The following is a 25,850-nucleotide window of genomic DNA, read 5'->3' on the forward strand; positions in this document are numbered from 1 at the left end:
TTAGGGAAAACCAGATTGAGTTCTCGGCGGGCGCGCGATGGCCGCCAAAAACAAAATCGCCCTTGCAGCGATACCCGCTGCAAGGGCGATTTTCATGAGTGAGGCAAAGGCGCCTCGCGCCGGGTGAGGCCCAGCCAGGCCTCCCGGCTTCGAGTGTGGCTTACTTCGCCACGGCTTCGAGTGCGGCGTTGAACGTCTTGCTCGGGCGCATGACTTCGGCGAGCTTCGCGAAGTCGGGCATGTAGTAGCCGCCGATGTCGACCGGCTTGCCCTGCACCGCGGCGAGTTCGCTCACGATGGTCTTCTCGTTCTCGGCCAGTGTCTTCGCGAGCGGTGCGAAGTGCGCCGCGAGTTCCGCGTCTTCCTTCTGCGCGGCCAGCTCTTGCGCCCAGAACATCGCGAGGTAGAACTGGCTGCCGCGATTGTCGAGTTCGCCGGTCTTCGGCGACGGGCCCTTGTTGTTGTCGAGCAGCTTGCCGGTGGCGGCGTCGAGCGTCTTCGCGAGCAGCTTGGCCTTGGCATTGTTCGTCTTGATGCCGAGGTCTTCGAGCGACACAGCCAGCGCGAGGAATTCGCCGAGCGAGTCCCAGCGCAAGTGGTCTTCCTGAACCAGCTGCTGCACGTGCTTGGGCGCCGAACCGCCCGCGCCGGTTTCGTACATGCCGCCGCCGGCCATCAGCGGAACGATCGAGAGCATCTTCGCGCTGGTGCCCAGTTCCATGATCGGGAACAGGTCGGTCAGGTAGTCGCGCAGGATGTTGCCCGTGGCCGAGATCGTGTCCAGGCCGCGGATCACGCGCTCGAGCGAGTAACGCATCGCGCGAACCTGCGACATGATATGGATCTCGAGACCGTTCGTGTCGTGGTCCTTCAGGTAGGCCTCGACCTTCTTGATCAGCTCGTTTTCGTGCGGACGATACGGGTCGAGCCAGAACACGACCGGCATGCCCGAGTTGCGCGCGCGCGTGACAGCGAGCTTGACCCAGTCGCGGATCGGCGCGTCCTTCACGAGGCACATGCGCCAGATGTCGCCTTGCTCGACTTGCTGCGTGAGCGCTTCGAGCACTTCGCCCGTGGCGTTGTCGACGATGCGCGCCGTGCCGTCTTGCGGGATCTCGTAGGTCTTGTCGTGCGAGCCGTACTCTTCAGCCTTCTGCGCCATCAGGCCGACGTTGGGCACCGTGCCCATCGTGCGCGGATCGAATGCGCCGTTGGTCTTGCAGAAGTTGATGATTTCCTGGTAGATGCGCGCGAACGTGCTTTCCGGAATCAGGCACTTCGTGTCGGCGGGGCGGCCGTCGGCGCCCCACATCTTGCCGCCGGCGCGGATCATCGCGGGCATCGAGGCGTCGACGATCACGTCGTTCGGCGCGTGCAGGTTCGAGATGCCCTTGGCCGAGTCGACCATCGCGAGCGACGGACGATGCTCGTGGCAAGCGTGCAGGTCGCGGATCACTTCTTCGCGCTTCGATTCCGGCAGCGCTTCGATCTTCGTGTAGAGATCGACCATGCCGTTGTTCACGTTGATGCCGAGTTCTTCGAAGAGCTTTGCGTGCTTCTCGAATGCGTCCTTGTAGAACACCTTCACGGCGTGGCCGAACACGATGGGGTGCGAGACCTTCATCATGGTGGCCTTCACGTGCAGCGAGAGCATGACGCCGGTCTTGCGCGCGTCTTCCATCTGCTCTTCATAGAAGTCGAGCAGCGCCTTCTTGCTCATGAACATGCTGTCGACGATCTCGCCAGCTTGCAGCGCAACCTTCGGCTTGAGGACGATGGTCTCGCCGCTCTTCGTCACGAGTTCCATGCGCACTTCGCGCGTCTTGTCGTTCGTGATCGACTTTTCGCCGTGGTAGAAGTCGCCGTGCTTCATGTGAGCCACGTGCGTGCGCGAAGCCATGCTCCACTCGCCCATGCTGTGCGGGTGCTTCTTCGCGTAGTTCTTCACGGCGAGCGGCGCGCGGCGGTCCGAATTGCCTTCGCGCAGCACCGGGTTCACCGCCGAGCCGAGGCACTTCGAGTAGCGCTTCTGGATCGCTTTCTCTTCGTCGGTCTTGGGGTCTTCCGGATAGTCGGGAACCTTGAAGCCCTTGCCCTGCAGTTCCTTGATCGCGGCAACGAGCTGAGGAACCGACGCGCTGATATTGGGCAGCTTGATGATGTTCGTGTCCGGGAGCTGGGTGAGGCGGCCCAGTTCGGCCAGATTGTCCGGCGCGCGCTGCGCTTCGGTCAGGAACTCGGGGAATTCGCCGAGGATGCGGCCCGCAACGGAAATGTCGCTAGTCTCGACATTGACGCCGGCCGGCGCAGCGAACGTACGGATGACCGGAAGAAATGCGCTGGTGGCAAGCAGCGGGGCTTCGTCGGTCAGGGTGTAGATGATGGTGGGTTGCTGGGTACTCATCGGCTTTCTTGGCGGGGTCCAAAAACGGGGTGATAAGACCACCGGCTGCGCGCAGTCGGCGAAACAGGTGAATTTTGCCTCAATTCGGGAGCGCTTGGGGGCTTACTATCCATCAATTTCATATTATGGAAATGCGTTGCGCCACACAATTTGGTTCTGAAGCCGGCTCGTCTGGCCCTCGAAGGCGGCCCCGCGCTGGAAGTGTTGCTGCGCTGGAGGCCCGCTGTACAAGGCTTTGGCAGTCGAGGCCCGTTATCTGGATGTGCCGCGTGCGTTTCTGGATTAATTAAAATTGTATTCGTCAATCTGGTTAATACCCTTACAAAAATAGTTGGTAGGCCGGGCAGTCTTATAGAAGAATTGCGCCCCCGCCGAGGTCATCCAGGGCATGCGGGAAATCTAAAGTATCGGCTTTATGTGACCGATATCCTGGTTATCGATTGGAATAATTCGTGCCAGAGAGGCAGTTCCGGACGGGAAGTCCCGGACGGGAAGTCCCGGTCAATCCAGATGTCGCTTCGCCAGCCGGGGCGATCCCCGAGGTGATCCATGAACCAGGCGCCGAACGCGCTGCTTCATTCGCAATTCGATACCCGCGGCTTGCCGCGTTCCCGACAGTTCGCCGCGTGGCGCGAAGCGATCAATGTGGTGTTCGATACGCAAGCCACCGAGGCGCAGGACGCGGGCTTCCAGACCAGTGTGAACGCGTATCTGTTTTCGGACGTGGTGCTGGGATCGATCAGCACCGGTGCGCAGCGCTACGACCGCTCGAACGCAAAGATCGGGCGCGACGGCCACGACCAGTACGTGCTGCAGTTTTATCTGGGCGGTAGCTGCCGCGTACGCGACGGTGGTGCGGAGTCGTGTACGCGGCCCGGCGACATGTTCATCGTCGATGCGGCGCAGCCGCTCGCGACCGAGACCACGCGCAGCGAATTCCTGAATCTGGCGGTGCCGCGCCGCCTGCTTTCCCCGTTGCTCAATGCCCCCGACCAGCACGGCATGCGGATATTGCGGGGCACACAGCCCATGGTAGCGCTGCTGCGCGAGCATCTGGGCGAGCTCTATCGTCATGCCCCGCAGATGACGCAGGCGGAGGCCCATGCCGTTCTGTCCGCGACCTTGCAACTCGCGGCTTGCGCAATCAACGCGAGCGCGAATCCGGAACACATGCCGGCCGTTCAGCAAAGCGTGTTCGTGTCGATCTGCCGCTATTTGGAGCAGCACTTGAGCGATCGGCAATTGAGCGCGGAGCAGGTGGCGTTCGCATTCGGCATGTCGCGCGCCACGCTGTATCGCCTGTTCGAAAAGGAGGGCGGTTTTGCGACGTACGTGCGCGAGCGGCGCTTGCGCCGGTGCCGGGAGCTGCTGATCGATCCGGCGCGCAGCGGCGTGTCGATTGCCGATATTGCGGCGGAACATGGGTTCTCGAATGCCGCGAATTTCGCTCGTGCGTTTCGCCGCTCGATCGGGCTGTCCCCACGCGCGGTGCGCATGCTGGCGCTGAGCGGCGGCGGCATCGTGCGCGAGCAAGGCGCCTCGGCGGAAGACTGGCGCTACTGGATGACCTTGCTGCGTTGAGCCCGTCGCGCGGATTGCGCAGGTTTGCCGGGTGAGACACCACAACAAGTATTTGAGACGTATGGACAGGTTTTACCGTCGGCCGTTCGGATTCGTTGCTACCACCCGCCGCTACCTGCAAAGTTGCCGGCATCCGCGAGATCAGCGAGATCGGGGCGGAACGGGGGAAAAATGAAAAAGAATCAGAAAAAGCCACGGCACGGTGGCTGGTATCACTACGAGTCGGTCTGGGTGCTCGAACTCGCGCGCGGCGCGTCGCATATCGCCAGCGTACTTTCTGCCGAAACGCTGGACGCCGCGGTGCATGAGGTCATGCAAGAGTTCGCCGCGGCGCAAGGCAGCGCGGAACTCGATGCGTTTTGCTGGCTGCTGGCCGAGCGGCTCGAAAAACGCGGGTGCGCGGCGGGCGCGGCCAGGGTCAGGGCATTCGATGCATCCGGTCTGGCGCGCGAACTGGTTGGCGAGGCGTGAATTAGAAAAAAATAAAAACGCCTGTTCAAATTTGGGTTTCAACCAGGTGTATCAATGCTCCGGTGCCAATAAGCTGCAAGGTGTGTCGCGAGAACGATGACGACGCAAGGATTTGCGCCGGGGAGACTGCGTGCATGTAGCCGTGCGCGCAAGCCACCGGCTTTTCGCTTTCGTTGTGCTTACAAAAATGGTTGAGGTATTCCGATGTCGATAGAAAAATCCGCGGAAATTGCCGCCCGATTTGACCGGCTGCCGCCGTCGCGCACGGTCTGGTCGATGGTGATCCTGCTTTCGCTTGGCGGGGTGTTCGAGTTTTATGATTTGTTCTTCACCGGTTATGTTGCGCCTGGCATGGTGCATTCGGGCCTCTTTACGCCCGAGTCGCTCGGCTTCTTTTCCGCGCTCGGGCCGCTCAAGGTGGCCGGCTTCGGCACCTTCGTATTCTCGACGTTCGCGGGGCTGTGGGTGGGCGCGCTCGTGTTCGGCCAGGTGGCCGACCGGTACGGGCGCCGCATCATCTTCACGTGGTCGCTGATCTGGTACATCGCGTGCACGGCCATCATGGCGTTCCAGACCACCGGCCTCGGACTCAATATCTGGCGCTTCATCGCCGGCATCGGCATCGGCATCGAACTCGTCACGATCGACACGTACATTTCCGAGCTGATCCCGAGCGCCGAGCGCGGGCGGGCCTACGCGGTCAATCAGTTCATCACCTTCAGCGTGGTACCGGTGGTGGCGTTTCTCGCGTACATCCTCAAGGACACGCAGCCGTTCGGCCTCGACTACTGGCGCGTTGTGATTCTCATCGGCTCGGTGGGCGCGGTGGTGGTGTGGTTCTTGCGTCGCAAGATTCCCGAAAGCCCGCGCTGGCTCGCGCGCCACGGTCACGTGGATGAAGCGGAGCGTATCGTCGCCGACATCGAGCGCCGCGTGGCGGCGGAGAAGTCGATCGAGCTGCCGCCGCCCGGCGCCATTCAAGTCGAGAAGGGCGGCCGCGGCTCGCTCGGCGAAGTGCTGCGCCCGCCTTATTTGCGCCGCACCGTGATTCTTTCGATCTTCAACATGGCACAGGTGATCGGCTTCTACGGATTCGCGGCGTGGGTGCCAACGCTGCTGATCGACCGTGGCATTCACGTGACGCAAAGCCTGGCCTATGCGTTCGTGATCGCCATCGCCAACCCGTTCGGCCCGCTGATTGGCGTATGGTTCGCCGACAAGCTGGAGCGCAAGACGCAGATCGTCGGCGGCCTCTTTGTCATGGCGGTCGTGATCGCGCTGTTCTCGCAGGCCTCGCAGCCTTCGGTGCTGATCGTGCTGGGCGTGCTCTTCACGCTTGCATCGAACGTGATGTCCTATGCCTACCACGGCTATCAGGCCGAGCTCTATCCCACGCGCGTGCGCGCCCGTGCGGTGGGCTTCGTGTATTCGTGGAGCCGGATTGCGGCGGCGTTTGCGGGACTCGCCATCGGCATCTTGCTGCATCACTACGGCGTGCCGGGCGTGGCGATCTTTATCGGCGTGGCGATGTTCGTGGGCATCGTGATGATTCTGCTCGGGCCGAATACGCGCGGCCTCTCGCTCGAAGATATTAGCCACTGAGTGTGCAGGACATGCTGCGCGCCGCTGCATCATGCGGCGCGCGCGCCGGATCTGCTGCAATAATTTTCGCCGTCATCGCGGAGTGCCGGGGGCGCGACGGCAGTTTTCCGCTGCCGCGTTGGATATCGCGCCCAGGGAAACCCCTCTCCAATCATTCTCACCCACTGGGAATTGAATTTTTGTTTTACGGGAATGATGTGGCATGCTGAACGAATCAATTCAGCTTACGTCCTCCAGGTGAAACAGGAATCCGGTGTTACCGGTGCGGAACGCCTGCTTCTGGTGCTCACGGCACTCGCCAGTCACGGCAAGGCCATGTCCGTGAAAGACATGCTCGGCGCCACGGGTCTTGCGCAAAGCACCCTCTATCGTCAGGTCGCGCTGCTCAAGCGCTGGGGCTTCGTGGCCGAGGATGCGGGCCACTACGCCCCCGGGCCCATCAGCCTGCAACTCGCGCTCGGCTTCGACATTAATTCGCTGCTGGTGGAAGCCAGCCGTGAAGGCATGTGCCAGCTTGCGAAGGCGTCACAGGAAAGCGTCGGACTCCTTGTTGCAGTCAACGACCGGGTGATTTGCCTCGAAATGATCGAGAGTTCCCACTCGCTGCGCTGCTCGTTCGAGAAGGGACGCGCGGTTGCGCTCAAGGCGGGCGCGTCCGCGAAGTCGCTGCTCGCATTCATGTCCGAAAAGTCGCGTGTCGAGACGCTCGACCGCGTTTTCAGTGGCGACACGCAGGGGCGCGCGGCGATCGACGCCGAACTGGCGCTCATCCGTGCGAAGGGCTACGCGATGAGCGACAGCGAAGTGGATCCGGGCGTGTGGGGCGTGAGCGCGCCTGTGTTTCGGCGCGTGGCGCGCGGGGCGCTCGCGAATGCCTCGATCACGTTGATGGCGCCGTCTTCGCGTGCAGCCGGCCGGGAGATGCAGTTTGCCGACTGGACCATGCGCACCGCGCACGCCATTTCCGAACGCCTGCAAGCCGCCTGATGTTGCTTCACACAGATGTCCGAAATACCAGAACAACCTACCGAGGAGTCCAACCATGAAGCTGCATAAGTTGCTGTCCGCCGCGTGCGTATCCGTCACGATGCTGGTTGCCGCCGCTCCGGGCACGGCTTCGGCGCAAGCCCAGAACGTTCTTCAAGTTGCTACCGACGCGACGTTCCCGCCGATGGAGTTCACCGAGAACGGCCAGCGCACCGGTTTCGACGTCGACATGATGAACGCGCTCGCCAAAGCCATGGGCAAGCAGGTTCAATGGACCGACATCGACTTCAAGGGGTTGATTCCAGGCTTGATTGCGCATCGCTTCGACATCGCTATCTCGGGCATCTACATTACGCCCGAACGCAGCCAGGTCGTGGATTTCACGCAGCCGTATTTCGCGGGAGGGCTCGTCGCGCTCGTCAAGGCCGACTCGCCCATCAAGACGCCTGCCGATCTCAACGGCAAGAAGGTTTCGGTGCAGGTTGGGACGAAGTCGGTGAATTTCCTGCGCGATAACTACCCGAAAGTCACGCGAGTGGAAGTCGAGAAGAACCAGGAGATGTTCGATCTCGTCGGCATTGGCCGCGTGGATGCAGCCGTGACCGGCAAGCCCGCAGCGTTTCAGTTTGCGCGCACGCGCACGGGCTTTCGCGTGGTCGACACCGAGCTGACGAAGGAGGCCTATGGCATTGCCGTGCGCAAGGACGAGCCGCAACTGCGCGATGCGTTGAATGCCGCGCTTGCGAAGATCAAGGCCGATGGCACCTACGCCCAGATCGTGAACAAGTGGTTCGGCCAGAGCAACAGCGCGAAGTAACGCTGCGGATCTGAATCATGCAACTCGACTTTTCTCCGGCAATTGCCGGTTGGGCCGACATCGCACACGGCGCGCTGGTCACGGTCGAAGTGACCGCCGCGTCGCTCGTGCTCAGCTGCATGCTCGGTCTCTTGATCGGCATTGGCCGGCTCGCACCGCAGCGGCGCATCATTTACGGCTTTTGCACTGGCTACCTCATTTTCTTTCGCGGCACACCGTTGCTAGTGCAACTATTTCTGCTGTTCTTCGGCTTGCCGCAGTTCGGCATTCTGCTTCCCGCGTTCGTATGCGGCATGCTCGGGCTCGGCCTGTATTCGGCCGCTTATGTGTCGGAGATCGTACGCGGTGCGATTCAGTCGGTCGATCGCGGGCAGATGGAGGCTGCGCGCTCGATCGGCATGTCGGCGGGGCAGGCCATGCGCGCGATTATTCTTCCACAGGCCATCGTGCGCATGATTCCGCCGCTCGGCAACGAATTCATCGCGCTCATCAAGAATTCCGCGCTGGTGTCGCTCCTGACGATCGACGACCTGATGCATGAAGGCCAGAAGATCATTAGCGTGTCGTATCGCTCGCTGGAAGTGTATCTCGTGATTGCACTCGTGTATCTCGTCCTTACGCAGACGACCAACTATGTGCTGCATCGTGCCGAGCGCCGCCTGCGCGCGGGAGGGATGGTTCAATGAGTGCGAATTCCGGCGTAACCGCCGCCACGAATGCGAACGCCGCCGACTCTCCGATCGTGCGCATTCGCGGGTTGACCAAGTCGTTCGGTTCGCATCGCGTGCTTAACGGCATCGACTTCGATATTCAGCCGCAGCAGGTGGTCGTGGTGATCGGCCCCAGCGGTTCCGGCAAGAGCACGTTCCTGCGCTGCTGCAACGGCCTCGAGCGCCCCGAGGGCGGTACCGTCGATATCTGCGGGCATCGGCTGGTCGAGCAGGGGGAGATGCACAAGGATCGTGCGCTCAACGCGCTGCGCACCGAAGTGGGCATGGTATTTCAGTCGTTCAATCTATTCCCGCATCTCTCGGTGCTGCACAACATCACGGTCGGACCACGCATGCTGCGCGGGGCATCGAAGGCACAGGCCGAGGCTGCCGCGCTCGCACTGCTCGAAAAAGTCGGGCTCGCGCACAAGGCGCACATGATGCCCGCGAGTCTATCGGGGGGGCAGAAGCAACGGGTTGCGATTGCGCGTGCGCTGGCGATGCAGCCGCGCGTGATGCTGTTCGACGAGCCGACCTCGGCGCTCGACCCCGAACTCGTGGGCGAGGTGTTGCAGGTGATGAAACTGCTGGCTTCAGAGGGCATGACCATGGTGGTCGTCACGCACGAGATGGGTTTCGCGAAGGAAGTGGCTGACGTCGTGGTCGTGATGGATGGCGGCGAAATAGTCGAGGCAGGGCCGCCTTCCGCAATCTTCACATCGCCCTCGCAGCCCCGCACGCGAACTTTCCTGCAAGCGGTGCTTTCGCGCACATGAGCACTGCGGTCGTTAATCGACAAGCATTGCAGCGTCCAGGCGGCCGGTATTTATAACTGAATGTCGGCGGTTTACCCGCCGATTTTCGGGAATTATTTCAACTGCCGATTCACAGCGCATAGGCTTGAAACTCTGCCTTGACAACGCGCTGCAACACCTCCTATTTTTCCTCTGCCAAGATTAATTACTAAATATTTCACCGGCAGGTGTTTGAGGTGCGCGGTATAAATTTCCGGAAATTTTAAGCGTTATTTCGTTAGCAATCCGGAATAAATTCCCGTTTTGAAAATGAATTAAAAAAGTCGGAATTAAGAAAGCTTATTGTCAGCCGCTGTGTGTCGACGATCCCAGCATGTGCGGTCTGTTTCTCCTATGCGTCTCTGCGGCGAAGGCGGCCTTTGTGTAGCGGTACTTCACCATTCACAGGCACAAAAATGAACCCAGAAAGTAGCTTTAATCGTGGCCGCCCGCGCAGTCTGGGGCGGCTGGCCGCGCCAGGCGCGTTGGTCGCCGTCGTGCTGATGCTCGCGGGATGCGGTGGCGGCGACAGCAGCACCGGCGTTTCCGGCGCGAGCGCGATGAACGAGGTGGCCGCGAATCAGCAGACGCCAAACGGCAGCACGCAGGCGCAAAATGGCAATCAGCGCTATGTCGACCCGATTGCGTACTCGCCCAATGCCGCCGATGCACTGCCGCTAAAGAAAGTCGCGGAGAAGGCGGCCATCATGCATTATCAGTGGACGTCGGGTAAAACGACGATCAACTACACGACGACAACGGGCCATTTGACCGCCTCGAATCCAGACGGCACGCCAGAAGCGACGATGTCGTACGTCGCCTACACCGCGCCGGGCGCGAACGGCGCGCCCCGGCCCGTCACGTTTATCTACAACGGCGGGCCGGGTTCCTCATCGATCTGGCTGCGTCTTGGCTCGTTTGCGCCCACGCGCGTCGCCACGCCCGATCCGTTGATGACGAACTGGCCGAATTTCCCGCTCGTGGACAATGCAGATAGTCTGATCGACACCACCGACATGGTCTTTATCGATCCCCCCGGCACCGGGCTTTCGGAGGCGATTCAGCCGTACAAGAACCAGGACTTCTGGGGCAGCGATGCCGATGTCAACGTGATGCGCGATTTCATCATGCGCTATCTCGCGGCGAACAATCGTAGCGGCTCGCCCATTTATCTTTATGGCGAATCGTATGGCACGCCGCGCACGGACATGCTGGCCCTCGCGCTCGAAACGGCCGGCGTGAAGCTCACGGGCATCGTGCTCCAGTCTTCGATCCTCAATTACTTCGCCGATGCGATCGAGGCTACCGCCATCACGGCTTCCACGGAGGGCCTCGTGCTCGATACCGATACGCTCGCGGGCTACTACCCGGGCTATGCCGAGGTGGCTGCATACTTTAATCAGGTATCGCCGCCGTTGATCGATCAGGGGCTGTTTGCGTATCAGTCGGAAGTCTTCGCGACAGGGCAGTACAACCACTTCGGGCAGTACGCGCAATCGTGGGTGCTGAGCCAGCTTGGCATTCCAGGCGCGCTCGGCACGCCCGTATTCCCGCCCGTGCGCACGCTCGACTCGTGGCGCTGGCCATCGGGCCTCACCTTGCAGGCGCTCCAGGGCTATTTCAACGCGAATCCCTTCAATATCGAGCTGCTGCCGGGCACGACCATCGGCCGCTATGACGGACGCGTATCACTGCCCAATACGGATCCGCGCCTGCAGAGCGATGGCGACCCCTCGGATATTCTGATCTCGCTGCCGTTCACGACGGCGCTGTCGACGCAGTTGCCGGGCTACCTTGGCTACCGGGCGCCGAATGCGACCTACATGCCGCTGAACGACAACATCATCAACGTATGGGACTTCTCGCACGATGGCCAGCCGTTACCGGACACGCTGCCTGATTTGCTGGCCGCCATCCAGTTGAATCCGCAGTTGAAGGTGCTGGCCGAGAACGGGTATCACGATCTTGCCACGCCGTTCTTCAACACGGAGAAGCAGCTTGCGCGGTTGCAAACGGTGAAGGGGCTGGCTCCGGACCTGCAGGTCAACTTCTTCCAGGGCGGACACATGATTTATCTGGACGATGTGGCGCGCCCGAAGATGAAGGCCGATCTCGTGAGCTACTACGCCGGGCAGCCGATTGCGCAGGCGCTTTCGCTCTGGACGCTGCCGGCGCCGTGGTCCGACGAGAGCCCGGCGGGCACGCCCACGACGGTCACGGCCCAGGCCGCGGCCACGCGATAGCCAGCGTTGACCTCATGTACACCTAACGAATGCGAGCGATCATGTCTGAATTCGATAAGTTGTGGCGCTTCGCGCCGCTAGTCGTCTTCGCTGTCGTGGCGGGAAGCACGCAGGCGGCAGCCCAGGCAACCACCACGGATGGGACCACGCAGGCCGTGGCGCCCGTCAAGCTCCCGCAGGGCGGGCATGGCGTGGACGGTCCGTTTTTTCCCGCCAACCGTCCGATGCCCGTAGCGCCATCCACGGGAACGCAGTTGCAGGACGAGGCGCAAAAGCGTATTGAAGCGCGGCTCGGCGCGAATTCCGTGTTGAGCAACGGCGCCTCGATCACGAAGGCGCAGGCGCAAAGCAATGGTCTCGGCTATATCGCGCAGCACTTCGACCAGATCGATACAGCGCACACGGGCCGCGTTTCCATGAACGACGTGCGCCAGTATTTGCAGCAGAAGGGGCAGTAATGCCGCGCGCCTCGTCGAGGGAGCCGCGTCACTCCGGCTCCCTCGTTTCGAGTGCGGATCAACCCGCGGTGGGGTGTTCCCGATTGTGCGCGATCCACTCGCTAAAGCGCTGCACCTTCTGTTGCCGGGCCACGCACTCGGGATAGACGAAGTAGTAGCGCCAGCCTGTCGCCACGGTCAGGCCGAAGGGCATCACGAGCCGGTTCGCAGCGAGGTCTTCGCTGGCGAGCGTGCGGTCGCCAATGGCGATGCCGAACCCTTGCATCGCGGCGCTGCTGGCGAGGTCGAGCGATTCGAAGGTGGGGCCCACGTGAGCGTTCACGTGCTGCGCGCCCGCGTGCGATAGCCATAGTTTCCAGTCGCGGTGGTCGCGCGTCGGGTGCAGCAGGGTTTGTTGCGCGAGGTCGTCGGCGTGCGCGATAGGGTGCTTCTCCAGCAGCTCCGGCGCGCATACGGGCGTGAGGTATTCGTCGAAGAGTGCTACGGCATGAACGCCCGCGCCGGGTGCCTGCGCATAGATGATGGCGGCGTCGAACGGTTCGGCCTGGAAGTCTGCTTCGTGTTGCCAGGTCGTCGTGATCTGCACCTGTAGATCGGGATGCTCGGCCTGAAAGCGCATGATGCGCGGCAGCATCCAGCGCATCACGCAGGTGGGCACTTTCAACGACAGTTCGGTGCGCTGGCGCGTGAGGCGCATCGAGGCTTCTTCGATGCGTGCAAAGCCGTCGCGCACGGAAGGCAGCAACTGCTCGCCCTCGGGCGTGAGCGTGAGCCCCTTGGGCGAGCGGCGGAACAGCGGCAGCCGATAGTATTCCTCCAGTGCGAGAATCTGCCGGCTCACCGCGCCTTGCGTGACGCACAGGTGTTCCGCGGCACGCGTGAAGCTGCCGTAGCGGGCGACCGTTTCGAAGATTTGCAGCGCGTTCAGGGGCGGGAGATGCCTCATTGAAAGATCATCGTGGGGCCGTAATGCCGGAAGTGTAAACGACGCGCGGCATTCACGAATCCCGTGTTTCCCGATTCGGCGCATGGCGCCCGGATTCCGCCCGCATGACGAGATGTTCGACCATCCGCTGCGCTGCCGGCTGCAACGCATCGAACTCGCGAAAGCAGACGATGAAGCGCCGGCGCGCCCATGCATCGGAGAGCGCGATCATGCGCACGTTCATGATGCGCGTGTAAGTCTGGCCGACCTCCTGCGGCACGACGCTAATGCCCAGATTCGCCGCCACCACACGGAACGCCGCATCGAAATTCGACACCGTCGCACGATAGTCGATGGTGCGTCCGCTGCGCGCCGCCGAGCGCTGCAACAGCGTATGCACTGCCGTGGAGGGCGGCAGGCCCACGTGCTCGTAGTCGAGCGTATCGGCGAATGCGACCGACTTGCGGCGCGCGAGCGGATGATCGGGATGCACCGCGAGCGCGAGCCGGTCTTCGCGCCATGGCCGCGACGCGAGGCCGGCTAGTTCCACGTTGTCCCAACAGACACCCACTGCGGCCACGCCGTCGCGCACACGCTGCAGCAGTTCGCTGGAGGTGCGCTCGTCCACGTTCACGCGAATGTTCTGGTGCTCCTGCATGCGCATGAACGAGGCGAGGTCGTCGAGCAGTGCCTCGGCTATCGCCGAGGCGGAGGCGCACACGCTCACGCTGCCGCGCAAGCCGCTGCCGAACGCCGCGATGTCGCCTAGCGCGCGTTCGAGCGTGAAGATCACGCTGCGCGCGTGCTCGAGGAGCGCGACGCCCGCGGGCGTGGGCTGTACGCCACGCCGCGAGCGCGTGAGTAGCGGCACGCCGAGGCTTGCCTCCAGTTGCGCGATGCGCTTGCTGATCGCCGAAGGCTCAATGTGCTCGTCGCGCGCCGCGCGGCCCATATTGCCGTGCTCGCACACGGCAACCAGCAATCGCAAGGTCTTGATGTCGATGTCGTGCATGCGCTGCTCCGTCTCTCTCCATTGTGTTTCTGGTTTGGAATGGCAGCGGTTCCAAAATACCGCTTTATGTATCTCCCGGAATGACTAAAGTTAGCACAGCACCGGCTCCCCATATAGCTGGGAATGAACCGGAAAATACCCCCCAATGCTGATGGAGACACTTCATGCCCCCATTCCCCGAGTGCGCTGTTATTCGTGAAGTCGGCTTGCGCGATGGCCTGCAAAGCATCCAGAGCGTGATGCCCACTGAGCGCAAATGCGCGTGGCTGCGCGCGGCGCACGCGGCCGGCCTGCGCGAGATCGAGGTGGGTTCGTTCGTGCCCGCGCGCTTGCTGCCGCAACTGGCCGATACGGCTGAACTCGTCGACTTCGCGCGGCGGCTGCCGGGCCTGTTCGTCTCGGTGCTGGTGCCGAATCTCAAGGGTGCCGAGCGCGCCATCGAGGCGGGCGCCGATCTCATGCTCGTGCCGCTTTCCGCGAGCGAGGCGCACAGCCTCGCGAATCTGCGCAAGACGCCCGATGAAGTCGTGGCCGAAGTCGCACGCATGCGCGCCGCGCGCGACGCGGCGGGCGCGAAGACACTGATCGAAGGCGGCATCGGCACGGCGTTTGGCTGCACGTTGCAGGGGCAGGTGCAAGCGCAGGACGTGCTGCGCTATATGCAGGCGCTGCTCGATGCGGGCGCGGACCGCGTGAGCCTCGCCGATACGGTCGGCTACGCGAACCCTGCCGCTGTGCGCGAGCTGTTCGGAGCGGCGCACGCCATCGCGGGCGAACGGCTCTGGTGCGCACACTTTCACGACACGCGCGGCCTCGCGCTCGCCAACGTGCTTGCCGCGCTGGAAACGGGCGTTACACGCTTCGACGCCTCGCTCGCCGGCATCGGCGGCTGCCCGCATGCACCGGGCGCGAGCGGCAATGCGGCGAGCGAGGATCTCGCGTTCATGCTGGCCGGGATGGGCATCCGGACCGGCATCGACATCGAGGCGCTGCTTGCATTGCGTGCGCAAGTGGCGCAATGGCTAGCGCACGAAACGCTGCACGGCACGCTTTGGCGAGCGGGCTTGCCGAAGACATTTCATGCTGCATACGCAAACTAATTCGCTATCCTGAGGTTATTGTGAGCACAGAAAAGCGGCTTCCGCTCGACGGCGTGCGCGTCGTCGAATTCACGCACATGGTCATGGGCCCGACGTGCGGCATGATCCTCGCCGATCTCGGCGCGGAGGTCATCAAGATCGAGCCGCCCGGCGGCGACAAGACGCGCAATTTGCCGGGGCTCGGCATCGGATTTTTTCGCTCGTTCAACCGCAACAAAAAAAGTGTCGTGCTCGACATCAACACGGCGGAGGGCCGTGCCGCCGCTATCGAGTTGATCGGGCAGAGCGACGTGATGCTGGAGAACTTCCGCCCCGGCTTGATGAACAAGCTCGGGCTCGACTACGCCGCGCTTTCGCAGCGGTATCCACGCCTTATCTACGTTTCGCACAAGGGCTTTCTCCCGGGGCCCTATGAGAACCGTCTCGCGCTCGACGAGGTCGTGCAGATGATGGGCGGGCTGTCGTACATGACGGGACCGGAGGGCAGGCCGCTGCGCGCGGGCACCTCGGTGAACGACATCATGGGCGGAATGTTTGGTGCGATTGGCGTGCTGGCGGCGCTGCGCGAGCGCGACGCCACCGGACGCGGCCAGGAAGTGCAGAGCGCGCTCTTCGAAAATTGCGTGTTTCTGAGCGCACAGCACATGCAGCAGTACGCAATGACGCATGAAGCGCCGCCGCCCATGCCTTCGCGCGTCTCGGCGTGGAGCGTCTACGACGTGTTCACGCTCGCCGAAGGTGAGCAGCTTTTTATCGGCGCGGTAAGCGACAAGCAGTTCGTGACGCTGTGCGAGGTCATTGGTTATCCGAATCTTGCCGATGAACCGCAATACGCCACCAATGCTTTGCGCGTGGCCGTGCGGCCCGAATTGCTCGCGCGTCTCGGCGAAGTGCTCAAGACGGTGCACGCGAACGAATTGACGCCGCGTCTCGAAGCGGCGGGCATTCCCTATGCGCCGATCGTGCGCCCTGACCAGCTATTCGACGACCCGCATCTGCGCGAGAGCGGCGGACTCGCGCCGATGCAGACCGACGACGGCGAGACCACCGAGGTCGTGCTGCTTCCGCTCCTGATGGATGGCCGCCGCCCCGGCGTGCGCCAACCGCTCGCGAAGGTGGGCGAGCACACGGAGGAAGTGCTCGCGCGGCTAGGCGGCATTGCAGAGAAGCCATAGCGGCGCCCGTTCGCCGTGACACATCGCGGGCTGTGGCAGCTCGCGCAAGCATGCATAACGAAGCCCCTGCGGCGGCAATCGCCCGAGCGATGTCGCACGCACGGCAGACATGGAGACAGACATGCAACGCACCCTTACCACGGCCGAGTCACCCGACGCGGCACAGGCGGCGGCCGCTCGCGCAACGGCTGCTGGAAACACGGCGGCACAAGCGTTGTCCGCTCGCCTTGACCGGCTACCCGTCACGCGGCAGATCTGGAAGCTTGTCCTGTTCATCTCGCTGGGCGGTTTCTTCGAAGTCTACGACCTCATTTTCACGGGCTACATCGCGCCGGGTCTGGCGAAGAGCGGCCTACTGCATACCACCACGGCGAGCTTTTTCGGCTTCAACGGCATCGGTGCATTCGTTGCCGCGACCTTTGGCGGGTTATTCGTGGGCACACTGTTTTTAGGCTGGCTTCCCGATAAATTCGGACGCCGAAGCGTATTCACGTTCTCGTTGCTGTGGTATTCGATCGGCTCAGTGGTGATGGCGATGCAGCATTCATCAGAAGGGCTGATCCTGTGGCGCTTCATTACGGGCATTGGCGTGGGCATCGAGATCGTCACAATCGACAGCTACGTCACGGAGATGGTGCCGCAGCGGATGCGCGGGCGCGCCATGGCGTTCAACCAGGCCGTCATGTTCGCGGCCGCGCCGGCTTCGGCCTTGCTCTCGTGGTGGCTCGTGCCCATCGCGCCTTTCGGCGTCGACGGCTGGCGCTGGGTTGTGCTGGCCGGCGCGCTGGGTGCCGTGCTGGTGTGGTTCGTGCGCCGCGCGGTGCCGGAGAGCCCGCGCTGGCTCGCCACCCACGGGCGCACGGAGGACGCCGAGCGGATCATTGCAGGATTGGAGCGTGGCGCGCTGCGCGAGAGCGGGCGTGACCTGCCGGCGCCCGCAGCCGTGCTCGCGCTGCCCACGCACCGGCGCGCGTCGCTTGCCGAGCTCTGGCGGCCGCCTTACCGTGCGCGGCTCGTCATGCTCATCGCGTTCAATCTGTGCCAGGCCGTTGGCTACTACGGGTTTGCGAACTGGGTGCCGACACTCCTGATCGGGCAGGGCGTGACCGTGACGAAGAGCCTGCTCTATGCCTTCGTGATCGCCACCGCGTTGCCGTGCGGCCCGCTGCTCGCCATGCCGGTGGCCGACCGCATCGAGCGCAAATGGCTCATCGTCGGTTCGGCGCTTGCGGTGGTGGTCTTCGGGCTGTGGTTTGCCCAGGCGCGCGGCGCCGCTGCGCTGATCGTGCTCGGCATTCTGATCAGCCTCGCCGGACAGATGATCTCGGTCTGCTACCACGCTTACCAGGCGGAGCTCTTTCCCACCTGGGTGCGCTGCCGTGCGAACGGCGTGGTTTATTCGGCGAGCCGCGTGGGCGCGATGATGTCGGGCTTCATTGTCGCCGCGCTGCTGCGCGACTTCGGTGTGCATGGCGTGTTCGCGGGCATCACGATTTGCATGCTCGTCGTGATGGTTTCGATTGGCGCCTTTGGACCGCGCACCAATGGCCTTTCGCTGGACGAGTTGTCGAATTAATGAGGATGGGTGCGTAGTGCGCCCCGGAAAGTGCAACTAACTGCCAATCCGGGGCAATCCCGGCAAATTTGGAACCGGATCGCGATGTCATTTGCACCCGGCAATTCATGTTGTCTTGCATGACCGCTTGGTGCGGCTTGGTGCGTAGAGGGAATGCGGCAATGCGTCTCTGGATCGTTCGGACGCGTGTCCTAAAATCAATTTCGTTGCCAATAAATTTGCCGTCTCAGCACCGCCATGGCCAAGAAAATTCCGCTGCATCCGAAGCATCCTGAACGCATCTGCTGGGGTTGCGACCGTTATTGCCCCGCTAGTTCGCTCAGTTGCGGGAATGGTTCGTCGCGCACCCAGCACCCGATCGAATTACTTGGCGACGACTGGCTCGATTACGGCGACTGGGGCTTCGAGGCCTCCGACGAAGACGTCTCGGCCACCACGAACGCGCAGCACTGACGCAGAACACACCGGAACGCGAGCGCATTGGCGCTCGCGTTTTTATTTGCGCGCGGTTTTTTACCTTCCCAAATTCCGCGCGGCTGCAGCGCAGCCCGCGTCCATCAGCGGCTCGACCATGGCGCGCCGGTCGTCCGGCAGGAAATCGCTGATCCACACCAGGCGGCAGCGTCCACCGGACTCATCCACGATTTGCATCGAAGCGGCGTGCTGCTCGAAGTTCGGCCCGCGCACGGCGTAGGCCACGCGCATGTGCGCGTCATCCACGGCCACAATTCGCTCCTCTATTACGCTGCCGTTAGCAAACGTCACGGTGCGCAGGTCGCCTTCCACGCGCACATCGGTTAGCACGCCCGCGAACACTCGCGCGAGATTGCGCGAATCGCGCAGCGTCTCCCACGCACTGGCCGCATCGGTTTCGAGAGGAACTTCACGGTAAAGAGAAACCATCGCATTGTCTCCTTCATCCATGCCCGCATGCAGGCGTCCGTCGTAAGGCGATTGTGCTCACACGCCCGTGAGCGCGCCTGGGGAAAATTGCTATACCGTTCTCTGTGCGGTGAATCTCGGGAATGCCGTCAATGCGAATGCCGGTGATGCACATCCGGATAATGCGCATGCGTGTGCGTAAGCGGCACATGGTGATGCGCATGCGTGTGCGGCTCGGTGCCGTCCCAGTCGAAGTTGTGCTCGTGCTGATGGTGTGCGTCGTGGCGGTGCCGGTGCGTATGATCGAGCGCTTCGTGCGTGTGCGAATGTTCGTGGCGCTCGCGCACGTGCAGCCAGACGCCAAAGGCCATGAGTGCGAGCGCGGCCCAGAACGTCGGCGCTGGACGCTGCGGCCAGAGCAGCAGCGCGAGCGCGACCCCGAACAGCGGCGCCACCGAAAAATACGCGCCCGTGCGCGCCGTGCCCAGATTGCGCAGGGCGATCACGAACAGCACGAGGCTCACGCCGTAGCCCGCGAAGCCCACGGCCAGCGTGCCGGCAAGGCTCGCGCCGCCGGGCCAGTGCGCGCCGAGCCAGAGCGCGACGGCCAGATTCACCGGGCCGGCCACCAGGCCCTTGAGGCAGGCGATGGTCATGGCGTCGTTGGCGGAGACCTTGCGCGTGAGGTTGTTATCGATGGCCCAGCACAGGCAGGCGCCGGCCACGAACAGCGCGCCCGGCGCGAGCCCCGCGTGCGGCCCGTTCCACGAGAGCAGCACGCCGCCCGCGACGATAGCCACCATGCCTAGCGCGATCTGCATGTCGAAGTTCTCGCGAAAGCAAACCCACGCAATGAGTGCCGTGAGCACGCCTTCGAGATTGAGCAGCAACGAACTGGTCGCGGCGGGCGTTGTGACGAGCCCGAGCATCAGCAGCGCCGGACCGGCCACGCCGCCCGCGAGGATCGCACCGGCGAGCCAGGGCGCTTCGGCCAGACGCAGCGGCGCGTGCGCGGGCGGTTCGCCTGCGCGCCGGCAGAGCCGCCGCACCAGCATGACGAGCGCGAGGCCGGTGCCGCTGCCCAGATAGAAAAGGCCCGCGACCATGAAAGGCGGCAGCGTGCCGAGCAGCGCCTTGGCGAGCGGCGTAGCCACACCGAACAGCGCGGCAGCCAGCAGTGCCGTGGCAATGGCGTGAAGATGCGATTTCATATCGGTTCTGCGATCAGTACGAGCGTTGCTAGATGCCCCAGCGGCCCGCGTCCTCGGTCACGATCCAGACGGTGTGATGGGGCGTGACGATCGAGTTGTCGACGCGGTTGCGCGGCCACGTCATAGAGAAAGAGGGAGCATTCGATTATCGCCGATGCGTGTGACGTGGAGCACGCGCAATTGTGTTTTCTCGGCACTGGCGTTACGGGCGCGTGCATCGCGTAGGGAATTCGTAGGGAACTCGAAGCGAATTTGCAATGTCAGACGTTCCAGTTTTTCCATCTGGAGGATTTCGTCCCATGCGTCATTGATGCCGCCGTCGCCCCCGACGGCCCTTGTTTGCGCTCCCTCGCAGGTTCTTGCCGGCTCCATGCCGATCGCTTGTCGGTCGCTTGTCGGTCGTTTGCCGATTTTGAGCGAGGGGAATATCTGGCATCCACGGCACGCATCGACCTATGACGAATCCCTCTTTGACGCTGGAAGGCGTTTCCTTTGTTCTGCCCGACGGCAGCCCCCTTTTTTCCGACCTCAACGCATCGTTCGATGCGCACCATACTGGCCACACCGGTCTCGTCGGCCGCAATGGCGCAGGCAAGAGCGTGCTCGCGCGCATGATGGCGGGCCGTCTCGCGCCTTCGGCGGGACGCTGCACGCGCGCGGGCGAGGTCTTCTATCTGGCGCAGCAAGTCCAGATCGACGACGCTCGCGCGAGCGTCGCCACTCTCGCGGGCGTGCAGAACGCGCTCAGCGCATTAACGCGCATCGAAGCCGGCGACGGCGCCCCCGAAGACTTCGACACGCTCGGCGAGCGCTGGGATTTGCGTCAGCGCTTGCAGGCCGAGCTCGAACGCTGCGGCCTCGGGCATCTGGATCCGCAGGCGCCGGCGCATGCGCTGAGCGGCGGCGAAGCGATGCGCGTCGCGCTTGCGGGCGCCGCGCTTTCGCGGGCCGACTGGCTGATTCTCGACGAGCCGAGCAACCACCTCGACCGCCCGAACCGCGAAGCCTTGATGCGTCAGTTGCAGTGCTGGCCGAAAGGGCTCGTGGTCGTGAGTCACGACCGGCGGCTGCTCGATAGCATGGCGCGCATTGTCGAGTTGTCGGCCTCGGGCCTGCGCAGCTACGGCGGTGGCTATGCGCTCTATGTCGAGCGGCGAGCGCAAGAGGAGGCGGGCGCACTCGCGCTGCTCGAGCGTCGCAAGCTCGAACGCCGCCGTGCCGCGCTCGAGCTGCGCGAACAGCGTGAGCGCGCAGAGCGGCGCGAAGCACAGGGGCGGCGTCATGGGCGCGAGGCCAATCAGGCAAAGATCCTGCTCGATCGCCAGAAGGCGCGAAGCGAGAGCACCGCGGGAAAGTTGCGCGTGCAACATGCTGCCGCGCGCGAGCAACGGGACTTGAACGTCCGCGAAGCGGCAATGGCGGTCGCGGACGACGCGCGCATCGTCATGCGCTCAACGCCCGTAACCGGGATGGCGCGACGCTGGATCGTTGAACTCGACGACATCGTGCTGCCGCATGCGCCTGCCGCGACGCGCGCAATCCGCCTGGCCTTGCACGGCCAGCAGCGCGTCGCCGTAACGGGGGCGAACGGCAGCGGAAAATCGACCTTGCTCAAAGTGCTGGCGGGGCAACTCGCGCCGCTTGCCGGGAGCCGCTCGGTGCGAGTGGCGAGTGCGTGGCTCGACCAGCGGCTCGCGAGTCTTGCGCCGCAACGCACGGTCATCGAGCAGATGCGCGAGGCCAACCGCACGGCGGGTGAAGATGCGTTGCGCACGCGGCTCGCGCAACTGGGGCTGAATGCGAGCAAGCTCGCGGTGCCGTGCGGATTGTTGAGCGGCGGCGAGCGGCTCAAGGCCGCGCTCGCCTGCGCGATTCATGCCGATCCCCCCGCGCAGCTTCTGCTGCTGGACGAACCGGGCAATCACCTCGATTTGCCTTCGCTCCAGGCGCTGGAAGCCATGTTGCGCGACTATCGCGGCGCGCTGATGGTGGTGTCGCACGACGAGGCGTTGCTGGAGCGTCTCGAGTTGACCGACCGGCTGGAGGCGACACCGGAGGGCTGGAAGATGACGCCGCTTTGACCAGGTCCGAATCCGTAATTCGACTAGTTTGGGAACCATCAATCTTTAGTATGGGTAGCGCAGGGTTGATGCGACGCTCGTCGAGACGAACGTCTGCCTCGTGCCTCCTACTGCGGCGCAACAGCTGTGAATCCATAGCGCGTCAGCACGCTCTGCGCTGCGGGGCTCATCAGATATAGCGCGAGCCGATAAACGGCATCGCGCGTGGCGGCGTTGCGCTGCGAATCGAGAACGGTCATTCCGTAGTCGGCGGAAATGGCGAGCTCCGGCGGCAGCTCGACTTGCGTCAGCGTCGTATCGGGCGTGGGTTCGTGCGAACTGCAATAGCCGATGAAGACATCGACGCGTCGCGTCGCCATGAAGTATTTCACCGGATTCTGGCCCGCCGGCACTTGAGGAGCGACTGCGCCCCCAACCAGTTGCTGCGCCTTCGCTTCGAGCGTCTGCGTTGCCCCGGGACGCAGGGCGCCCGCTTTGGCAAACAGTTCCCACGCGTAATCGCCGCCCGGGTCCGACTTTGGCGTCGACGTACCGATCTTGATGTTCGGATCGAGCAGCTTGTCGAGCAGGTTGCCGGTCGTCACGCCGACGTCCGGGCGCGCCGCCACGCATACGCGATTTCTCGCGAAGACGACCGTGGGCGCCGCCTTGCCTTCCGCGGTGAGCCGTTGCGGATGCGCCATGTTCGCGGAAACGAAGATGTCCGCCTTGGCTGAATGTTCGATTCTGTCGAGCAACGCGCCGGCGGGCCCGCTGACGAGCTGGATCGGCTGACCGGTCTCGCGCGTGTATTGGCGCGTGATTGCGCCCAGCGCGCCGCTCATGCTGCCGGCCGTGTAAATCGTGATGACCGGCGCCGCGGGCCCCTGCTGTGCAACTGCGAGACAAGTGCTTGCGGCGAGCGTGGAGGACAGCAAGGCCTGCAGCAGGATGGCTTGGGTTTTTTTCATGTTCACAGATCGATCTGGATTGACGCACGAACCGTGCGTGGAGCGCCGAGCGTGGCAGTGCCGCTGTCGGTGCCGGTGTAGCCGTTCTGACCAGCCGGCGTGATGTTGGCCCAGTAGTGCTGGTTGGTGACGTTATAGACCCCGACGCGCAGCGTCACGGCTTTGGTGGCGATCTTTGTCCGGTAGCGCGCGCCGAGATTGAAGATCGTGTAACCGTCCGCGTAATCGGTGTTCGAATAGTTGGCGGCACGCCGGCTCGCGTAATTCATGTCGACATTGAAACCGAGGCCGGCCACAGCGGGCACCGAGTAATCGACCAGCGCATCGAACACCACGCGCGACAGGCCGAGAATCTGCGCGCCCTCGGTTGCAGCAACGCCGGTGTCGTGCAGACGCGGATCCAGCAATGAAAGGCCTGCGTAGATGTTGATGTCGCGCGTGACGGCGCCCGCTGCGGTCAATTCGAGCCCGCGGTTGACCTGCTGGCCACCTTCGGCAAAGACATTGTTGGACTCCACCAGCGCATACGGCCGTTCGATGCGATACAGCGCAGCGCTCAATCTCGCGCCCGCAATGTCGACCTTGTAACCGAGTTCCCATTCCTTGCTTCGGTACGGTGCGAGGGAGTTGCCCGCATTGACGGTGCCGGACGGCGCGATATCGCCTTGCTGCAGGCTGTCCGCATACGTGAGATAGGCGGTCATGTTGTCCTGCGGCTTATACATCAGGCTCACCGTGGGGCTGATGCCGTCGGCGGAGTATTTGCTCTTGACTGCCCCTTTGGAGTTGTAGTTCTCGGCGTGAATCCAGCTTTGGCTCGCGGCCAGCAGCATCGACCAGTGCTGGTTGAAACCGATCGTGTCGCCGACGTTGATCGATTGCTGGAACGTGCTGACGGAGCGATATCGATCCGAGAAGTCGGGCAATGGGGGCTGGGCAAAGATCGTCGGGTTGCTGAGGTTGCCCGTGCCGAGCGTGATCGCACCCGTTTGATAAGGCGTGTATCGATTCCAGTAGAAGCCCGTGGTCGAGACGAACACGTCATGGGTCAGGCCGGCGAGCGCGACGTGGCCGTTCAGGGTGATCGTGTTGCTGATCACCTGGTCGAGACTGTACGTGGTCGTCGCCGTCGTTTCCGTATAGGCACCCTTGTTGTTGGTGAGCGTGAGCGTCGGCACGGTCGACGCGCGATCGCTTGTCTCGCGCAGCACGCCAGCGCTCAAGTGCCAGTCCGGGTTGAAGTCGTGCTTCAGGGTGGCGCTCATCATGTTCGTGACGTTGTCGTCGCCGGCCCATGACTGGCCGTAGCCAACCGTCGTTGGGTTCAGCGCGGCGGGCAGTAACACGTTTTTCGCCAGGGCGAATGTCCCGGGAAAGCCGGTGTCCAGGTAGTGGTACGTGCTGAAATTGGTTTCGAGCCTGGTGTCCGGCGTAAACCGGATATCGAACGCGAGGCTCGCCAGCTCCCGGCGCAGGCGACTGTCCGCGACATAGCCCTCGCCGTTCTGGTTGAGCAGGTTGAGCCGGTAGCCGAAGCGATCGTCGTTGCCGAAATGTCCGCTGAGATCCGCCCGCTCGGTAAACAGCGTGTTTGACTCGTAGCCGAACGTGAATTCGCGCAGCGGCTTATCGGTCGGCCGCTTGAGCACGTAGTTGAACGTGCCCGCTGGACTGGCCGGACCATAGAGCGCGCCGGCCAGACCGTTCAGCACCTGGATACTGTCGAATTGTTCGATCGGATAGTCGGTTGTCGCGGCGATGTTCATGCCGTCGATGCGTGTGTTCTGGACCACGCCGGCCTGCATGCCGCGCGTCTGCGGCCGGATATTCATGCCTTGCACTGAGGGGATGAAGCTGAACGCTTCCTGCACGCTGCGCAACTGCTGATTCTCGGCTAGCGACTGTGGGATGACGTTGATCGAATAGGGCGTATCGAGCAGGTTCTTCTTGCCCAACGGCCCGACCACGGCCTGATCGACTTGATACGAAGAGTAAGGCGTGGGCGTGACCCCGGTGATGACGATCGGGGCCAGTTGAGCACTGGAGTCCTGCGCGTGAGCCGGGACGGTTGCAACGATTCCTGCACAGACGAGCGCAAGCGTGCATGGGGTGTATCGAGAGAGGGGTGTCATTCAGGTTGTCGTTGCGAAATAGCGGCGCGCTATATTTAACCGAATATATCGAAGTGCGCAAGCTCCGACTGGAGCCGTGACGTATGTAGTGGGGGTGAGTTATGAGTTTATTTCATCAATATGGCTTATTGGCCGGAAATGCAGAAGTTTTGCAGATCGATGTAGCAGTGTCTTTGAGATTGAATATTCCTTATATCAAGTTAATTATGAATATAAATTACATAATTAAATTTATTATCAAATAACCCGGAAAAATGGGCTTCTCGTGACACTGGATTACGGTGCGCGGGTAGGAAAAGGCTCCCGTCAGTCGGGTCGGCGACGCTAGCGGGAAGAATTGACGCGGCAGATATAAATCGATTACGGAGATTCGAGAATGGCCATGTGCGAATATCGGGTTTGGCTGTTCTAATGTTTTTGTCGCTACTCTTGGGGTGCGTCAGAATTTCCGTGTTCAAGGCGGGTTGAGATTCACACGGATGGTCGAGCGAAGCAATCCTCATAGCGGATAGCGAATTGGTTCATGGCGGCTTTGCGTTTCACCCCAGCGACAATTTCGTGCTCTCCGCTCCGGTGAGTAGCAGCCAGTCAAGAAAATCCCGCATGTGCACGGGTTTGTCGGCGTCCAGGAACCTGTCCGCATTTTTGTGGGCGAGGCGGTTAAAGGAATCGTTACCCGCGCGCCTGCGTGAATCGGTCGCCAAACAGGATAGCAAACTGGTTCATCGCCGACTTCCAG

22 protein-coding genes are annotated in these 25,850 nt (G+C 62.7%); 14 read left to right on the forward strand and 8 right to left on the reverse strand.

Translation table 11 applies throughout. The features are described 5' to 3' along the window. Nucleotides 1–160 precede the first annotated feature (160 nt). A complete protein-coding gene (locus tag HV773_RS26375) occupies nt 161–2,404 on the reverse strand; it encodes an NADP-dependent isocitrate dehydrogenase (protein WP_175197164.1) in 2,244 nt (747 codons plus the stop codon). A 549-nt stretch (nt 2,405–2,953) separates the two neighbouring features. On the opposite strand from HV773_RS26375, the gene HV773_RS26380 reads away from it, so the two are divergent. The 9 genes from HV773_RS26380 (at nt 2,954) to HV773_RS26420 (ending at nt 12,067) form a co-directional block, all read left to right on the forward strand. Continuing rightward, complete coding sequence (locus HV773_RS26380; protein WP_175197165.1) at nt 2,954–3,985, forward strand: helix-turn-helix domain-containing protein; 1,032 nt, start codon at nt 2,954–2,956, stop codon at nt 3,983–3,985. A 171-nt stretch (nt 3,986–4,156) separates the two neighbouring features. Then, a complete protein-coding gene (locus HV773_RS26385) occupies nt 4,157–4,456 on the forward strand; it encodes a hypothetical protein (RefSeq protein ID WP_175197166.1) in 300 nt (99 codons plus the stop codon). 204 nt (nt 4,457–4,660) lie between these two features. Beyond that, a complete protein-coding gene (locus HV773_RS26390; RefSeq protein ID WP_175197167.1) occupies nt 4,661–6,058 on the forward strand; it encodes an MFS transporter in 1,398 nt (465 codons plus the stop codon). Between the two features lie 237 nt (nt 6,059–6,295). Continuing rightward, nucleotides 6,296–7,045, forward strand: coding sequence for an IclR family transcriptional regulator (locus HV773_RS26395; protein ID WP_246282399.1), 750 nt, complete (start codon nt 6,296–6,298; stop codon nt 7,043–7,045). A gap of 55 nt (nt 7,046–7,100) precedes the next feature. After that, complete coding sequence (locus tag HV773_RS26400) at nt 7,101–7,862, forward strand: transporter substrate-binding domain-containing protein (RefSeq protein WP_175197168.1); 762 nt, start codon at nt 7,101–7,103, stop codon at nt 7,860–7,862. A gap of 17 nt (nt 7,863–7,879) precedes the next feature. Then, nucleotides 7,880–8,548, forward strand: coding sequence for an amino acid ABC transporter permease (locus tag HV773_RS26405; protein ID WP_175197169.1), 669 nt, complete (start codon nt 7,880–7,882; stop codon nt 8,546–8,548). Continuing rightward, the gene (locus HV773_RS26410; RefSeq protein WP_281365301.1) at nt 8,545–9,348 is read left to right on the forward strand and encodes an amino acid ABC transporter ATP-binding protein; all 804 of its coding nucleotides are present in this window, start codon (nt 8,545–8,547) and stop codon (nt 9,346–9,348) included. The genes HV773_RS26405 and HV773_RS26410 overlap by 4 nt, the downstream gene beginning before the upstream one ends. 434 nt (nt 9,349–9,782) lie before the next feature. Beyond that, nucleotides 9,783–11,609 carry a S10 family serine carboxypeptidase-like protein gene (locus HV773_RS26415; RefSeq protein ID WP_175197170.1) on the forward strand — a complete coding sequence of 609 codons (1,827 nt, stop codon included), beginning with the start codon at nt 9,783–9,785 and terminating at the stop codon, nt 11,607–11,609. Between the two features lie 41 nt (nt 11,610–11,650). Then, nucleotides 11,651–12,067, forward strand: a complete 417-nt coding sequence (locus tag HV773_RS26420; RefSeq protein WP_175197171.1) for a 2-oxoglutarate dehydrogenase — start codon at nt 11,651–11,653, stop codon at nt 12,065–12,067. Between the two features lie 58 nt (nt 12,068–12,125). Here the strand turns inward: HV773_RS26420 and gcvA are convergent, their stop codons facing one another. Further along, complete coding sequence (gene gcvA, locus HV773_RS26425; protein ID WP_175197172.1) at nt 12,126–13,013, reverse strand: transcriptional regulator GcvA; 888 nt, start codon at nt 13,011–13,013, stop codon at nt 12,126–12,128. Nucleotides 13,014–13,065: 52 nt separating this feature from the next. Then, nucleotides 13,066–14,004 carry a LysR family transcriptional regulator gene (locus tag HV773_RS26430; protein WP_175197173.1) on the reverse strand — a complete coding sequence of 313 codons (939 nt, stop codon included), beginning with the start codon at nt 14,002–14,004 and terminating at the stop codon, nt 13,066–13,068. A gap of 164 nt (nt 14,005–14,168) precedes the next feature. On the opposite strand from HV773_RS26430, the gene HV773_RS26435 reads away from it, so the two are divergent. The 4 genes from HV773_RS26435 to HV773_RS26450 all read left to right on the forward strand — a co-directional run bounded on the left by HV773_RS26435 (nt 14,169) and on the right by HV773_RS26450 (nt 18,308). Beyond that, entirely contained in the window at nt 14,169–15,104 is a 936-nt protein-coding gene (locus HV773_RS26435) for a hydroxymethylglutaryl-CoA lyase (protein ID WP_175197174.1), read from the forward strand. A gap of 20 nt (nt 15,105–15,124) precedes the next feature. Beyond that, the gene (locus tag HV773_RS26440) at nt 15,125–16,279 is read left to right on the forward strand and encodes a CaiB/BaiF CoA transferase family protein (RefSeq protein ID WP_175197175.1); all 1,155 of its coding nucleotides are present in this window, start codon (nt 15,125–15,127) and stop codon (nt 16,277–16,279) included. A 121-nt stretch (nt 16,280–16,400) separates the two neighbouring features. Then, nucleotides 16,401–17,855: an MFS transporter gene (locus HV773_RS26445; RefSeq protein WP_175197176.1), complete on the forward strand. Its 1,455-nt coding sequence runs from the start codon at nt 16,401–16,403 to the stop codon at nt 17,853–17,855. A gap of 237 nt (nt 17,856–18,092) precedes the next feature. After that, nucleotides 18,093–18,308 carry a DUF3079 domain-containing protein gene (locus HV773_RS26450; RefSeq protein WP_175197177.1) on the forward strand — a complete coding sequence of 72 codons (216 nt, stop codon included), beginning with the start codon at nt 18,093–18,095 and terminating at the stop codon, nt 18,306–18,308. A 60-nt stretch (nt 18,309–18,368) separates the two neighbouring features. Here the strand turns inward: HV773_RS26450 and HV773_RS26455 are convergent, their stop codons facing one another. From HV773_RS26455 to HV773_RS26465, 3 genes are all read right to left on the reverse strand, one after another. Next, on the reverse strand, nt 18,369–18,758 hold the full coding sequence (locus HV773_RS26455) for an SRPBCC family protein (protein ID WP_175197178.1): 390 nt from the start codon (nt 18,756–18,758) through the stop codon (nt 18,369–18,371). Nucleotides 18,759–18,886: 128 nt separating this feature from the next. Next, complete coding sequence (locus tag HV773_RS26460; RefSeq protein ID WP_175197179.1) at nt 18,887–19,948, reverse strand: DMT family transporter; 1,062 nt, start codon at nt 19,946–19,948, stop codon at nt 18,887–18,889. 120 nt (nt 19,949–20,068) lie between these two features. After that, nucleotides 20,069–20,230, reverse strand: coding sequence for a hypothetical protein (locus HV773_RS26465; protein WP_175197180.1), 162 nt, complete (start codon nt 20,228–20,230; stop codon nt 20,069–20,071). A gap of 173 nt (nt 20,231–20,403) precedes the next feature. On the opposite strand from HV773_RS26465, the gene HV773_RS26470 reads away from it, so the two are divergent. Continuing rightward, a complete protein-coding gene (locus HV773_RS26470; protein ID WP_175197181.1) occupies nt 20,404–22,029 on the forward strand; it encodes an ABC-F family ATP-binding cassette domain-containing protein in 1,626 nt (541 codons plus the stop codon). A gap of 107 nt (nt 22,030–22,136) precedes the next feature. Here the strand turns inward: HV773_RS26470 and modA are convergent, their stop codons facing one another. Together modA and HV773_RS26480 are read right to left on the reverse strand one after the other, a co-directional pair. After that, complete coding sequence (gene modA / locus HV773_RS26475) at nt 22,137–22,979, reverse strand: molybdate ABC transporter substrate-binding protein (RefSeq protein ID WP_175197182.1); 843 nt, start codon at nt 22,977–22,979, stop codon at nt 22,137–22,139. A gap of 2 nt (nt 22,980–22,981) precedes the next feature. Continuing rightward, nucleotides 22,982–25,111 (reverse strand): TonB-dependent receptor, encoded by a 2,130-nt coding sequence (locus HV773_RS26480; RefSeq protein ID WP_175197183.1) that lies wholly within the window; start codon nt 25,109–25,111, stop codon nt 22,982–22,984. Nucleotides 25,112–25,850: the final 739 nt, after the last annotated feature.

The sequence above is a fragment of the Paraburkholderia caffeinitolerans genome (genome assembly GCF_902859945.1).
In the GTDB taxonomy this organism is placed as follows: domain Bacteria; phylum Pseudomonadota; class Gammaproteobacteria; order Burkholderiales; family Burkholderiaceae; genus Paraburkholderia; species Paraburkholderia caffeinitolerans.

Bases quoted from the DNA above. Each gene is read 5' to 3' on its own strand.
- HV773_RS26375 (WP_175197164.1), bottom strand. From the start codon at position 2,404: ATGAGTACCCAGCAACCCACCATCATCTACACCCTGACCGACGAAGCC.
- HV773_RS26380 (WP_175197165.1), top strand. From the start codon at position 2,954: ATGAACCAGGCGCCGAACGCGCTGCTTCATTCGCAATTCGATACCCGC.
- HV773_RS26385 (WP_175197166.1), top strand. From the start codon at position 4,157: ATGAAAAAGAATCAGAAAAAGCCACGGCACGGTGGCTGGTATCACTAC.
- HV773_RS26390 (WP_175197167.1), top strand. From the start codon at position 4,661: ATGTCGATAGAAAAATCCGCGGAAATTGCCGCCCGATTTGACCGGCTG.
- HV773_RS26400 (WP_175197168.1), top strand. From the start codon at position 7,101: ATGAAGCTGCATAAGTTGCTGTCCGCCGCGTGCGTATCCGTCACGATG.
- HV773_RS26405 (WP_175197169.1), top strand. From the start codon at position 7,880: ATGCAACTCGACTTTTCTCCGGCAATTGCCGGTTGGGCCGACATCGCA.
- HV773_RS26410 (WP_281365301.1), top strand. From the start codon at position 8,545: ATGAGTGCGAATTCCGGCGTAACCGCCGCCACGAATGCGAACGCCGCC.
- HV773_RS26415 (WP_175197170.1), top strand. From the start codon at position 9,783: ATGAACCCAGAAAGTAGCTTTAATCGTGGCCGCCCGCGCAGTCTGGGG.
- HV773_RS26420 (WP_175197171.1), top strand. From the start codon at position 11,651: ATGTCTGAATTCGATAAGTTGTGGCGCTTCGCGCCGCTAGTCGTCTTC.
- gcvA (WP_175197172.1), bottom strand. From the start codon at position 13,013: ATGAGGCATCTCCCGCCCCTGAACGCGCTGCAAATCTTCGAAACGGTC.
- HV773_RS26430 (WP_175197173.1), bottom strand. From the start codon at position 14,004: ATGCACGACATCGACATCAAGACCTTGCGATTGCTGGTTGCCGTGTGC.
- HV773_RS26435 (WP_175197174.1), top strand. From the start codon at position 14,169: ATGCCCCCATTCCCCGAGTGCGCTGTTATTCGTGAAGTCGGCTTGCGC.
- HV773_RS26445 (WP_175197176.1), top strand. From the start codon at position 16,401: ATGCAACGCACCCTTACCACGGCCGAGTCACCCGACGCGGCACAGGCG.
- HV773_RS26450 (WP_175197177.1), top strand. From the start codon at position 18,093: ATGGCCAAGAAAATTCCGCTGCATCCGAAGCATCCTGAACGCATCTGC.
- HV773_RS26455 (WP_175197178.1), bottom strand. From the start codon at position 18,758: ATGGTTTCTCTTTACCGTGAAGTTCCTCTCGAAACCGATGCGGCCAGT.
- HV773_RS26460 (WP_175197179.1), bottom strand. From the start codon at position 19,948: ATGAAATCGCATCTTCACGCCATTGCCACGGCACTGCTGGCTGCCGCG.
- HV773_RS26465 (WP_175197180.1), bottom strand. From the start codon at position 20,230: ATGGAAAAACTGGAACGTCTGACATTGCAAATTCGCTTCGAGTTCCCT.
- HV773_RS26470 (WP_175197181.1), top strand. From the start codon at position 20,404: ATGACGAATCCCTCTTTGACGCTGGAAGGCGTTTCCTTTGTTCTGCCC.
- modA (WP_175197182.1), bottom strand. From the start codon at position 22,979: ATGAAAAAAACCCAAGCCATCCTGCTGCAGGCCTTGCTGTCCTCCACG.
- HV773_RS26480 (WP_175197183.1), bottom strand. From the start codon at position 25,111: ATGACACCCCTCTCTCGATACACCCCATGCACGCTTGCGCTCGTCTGT.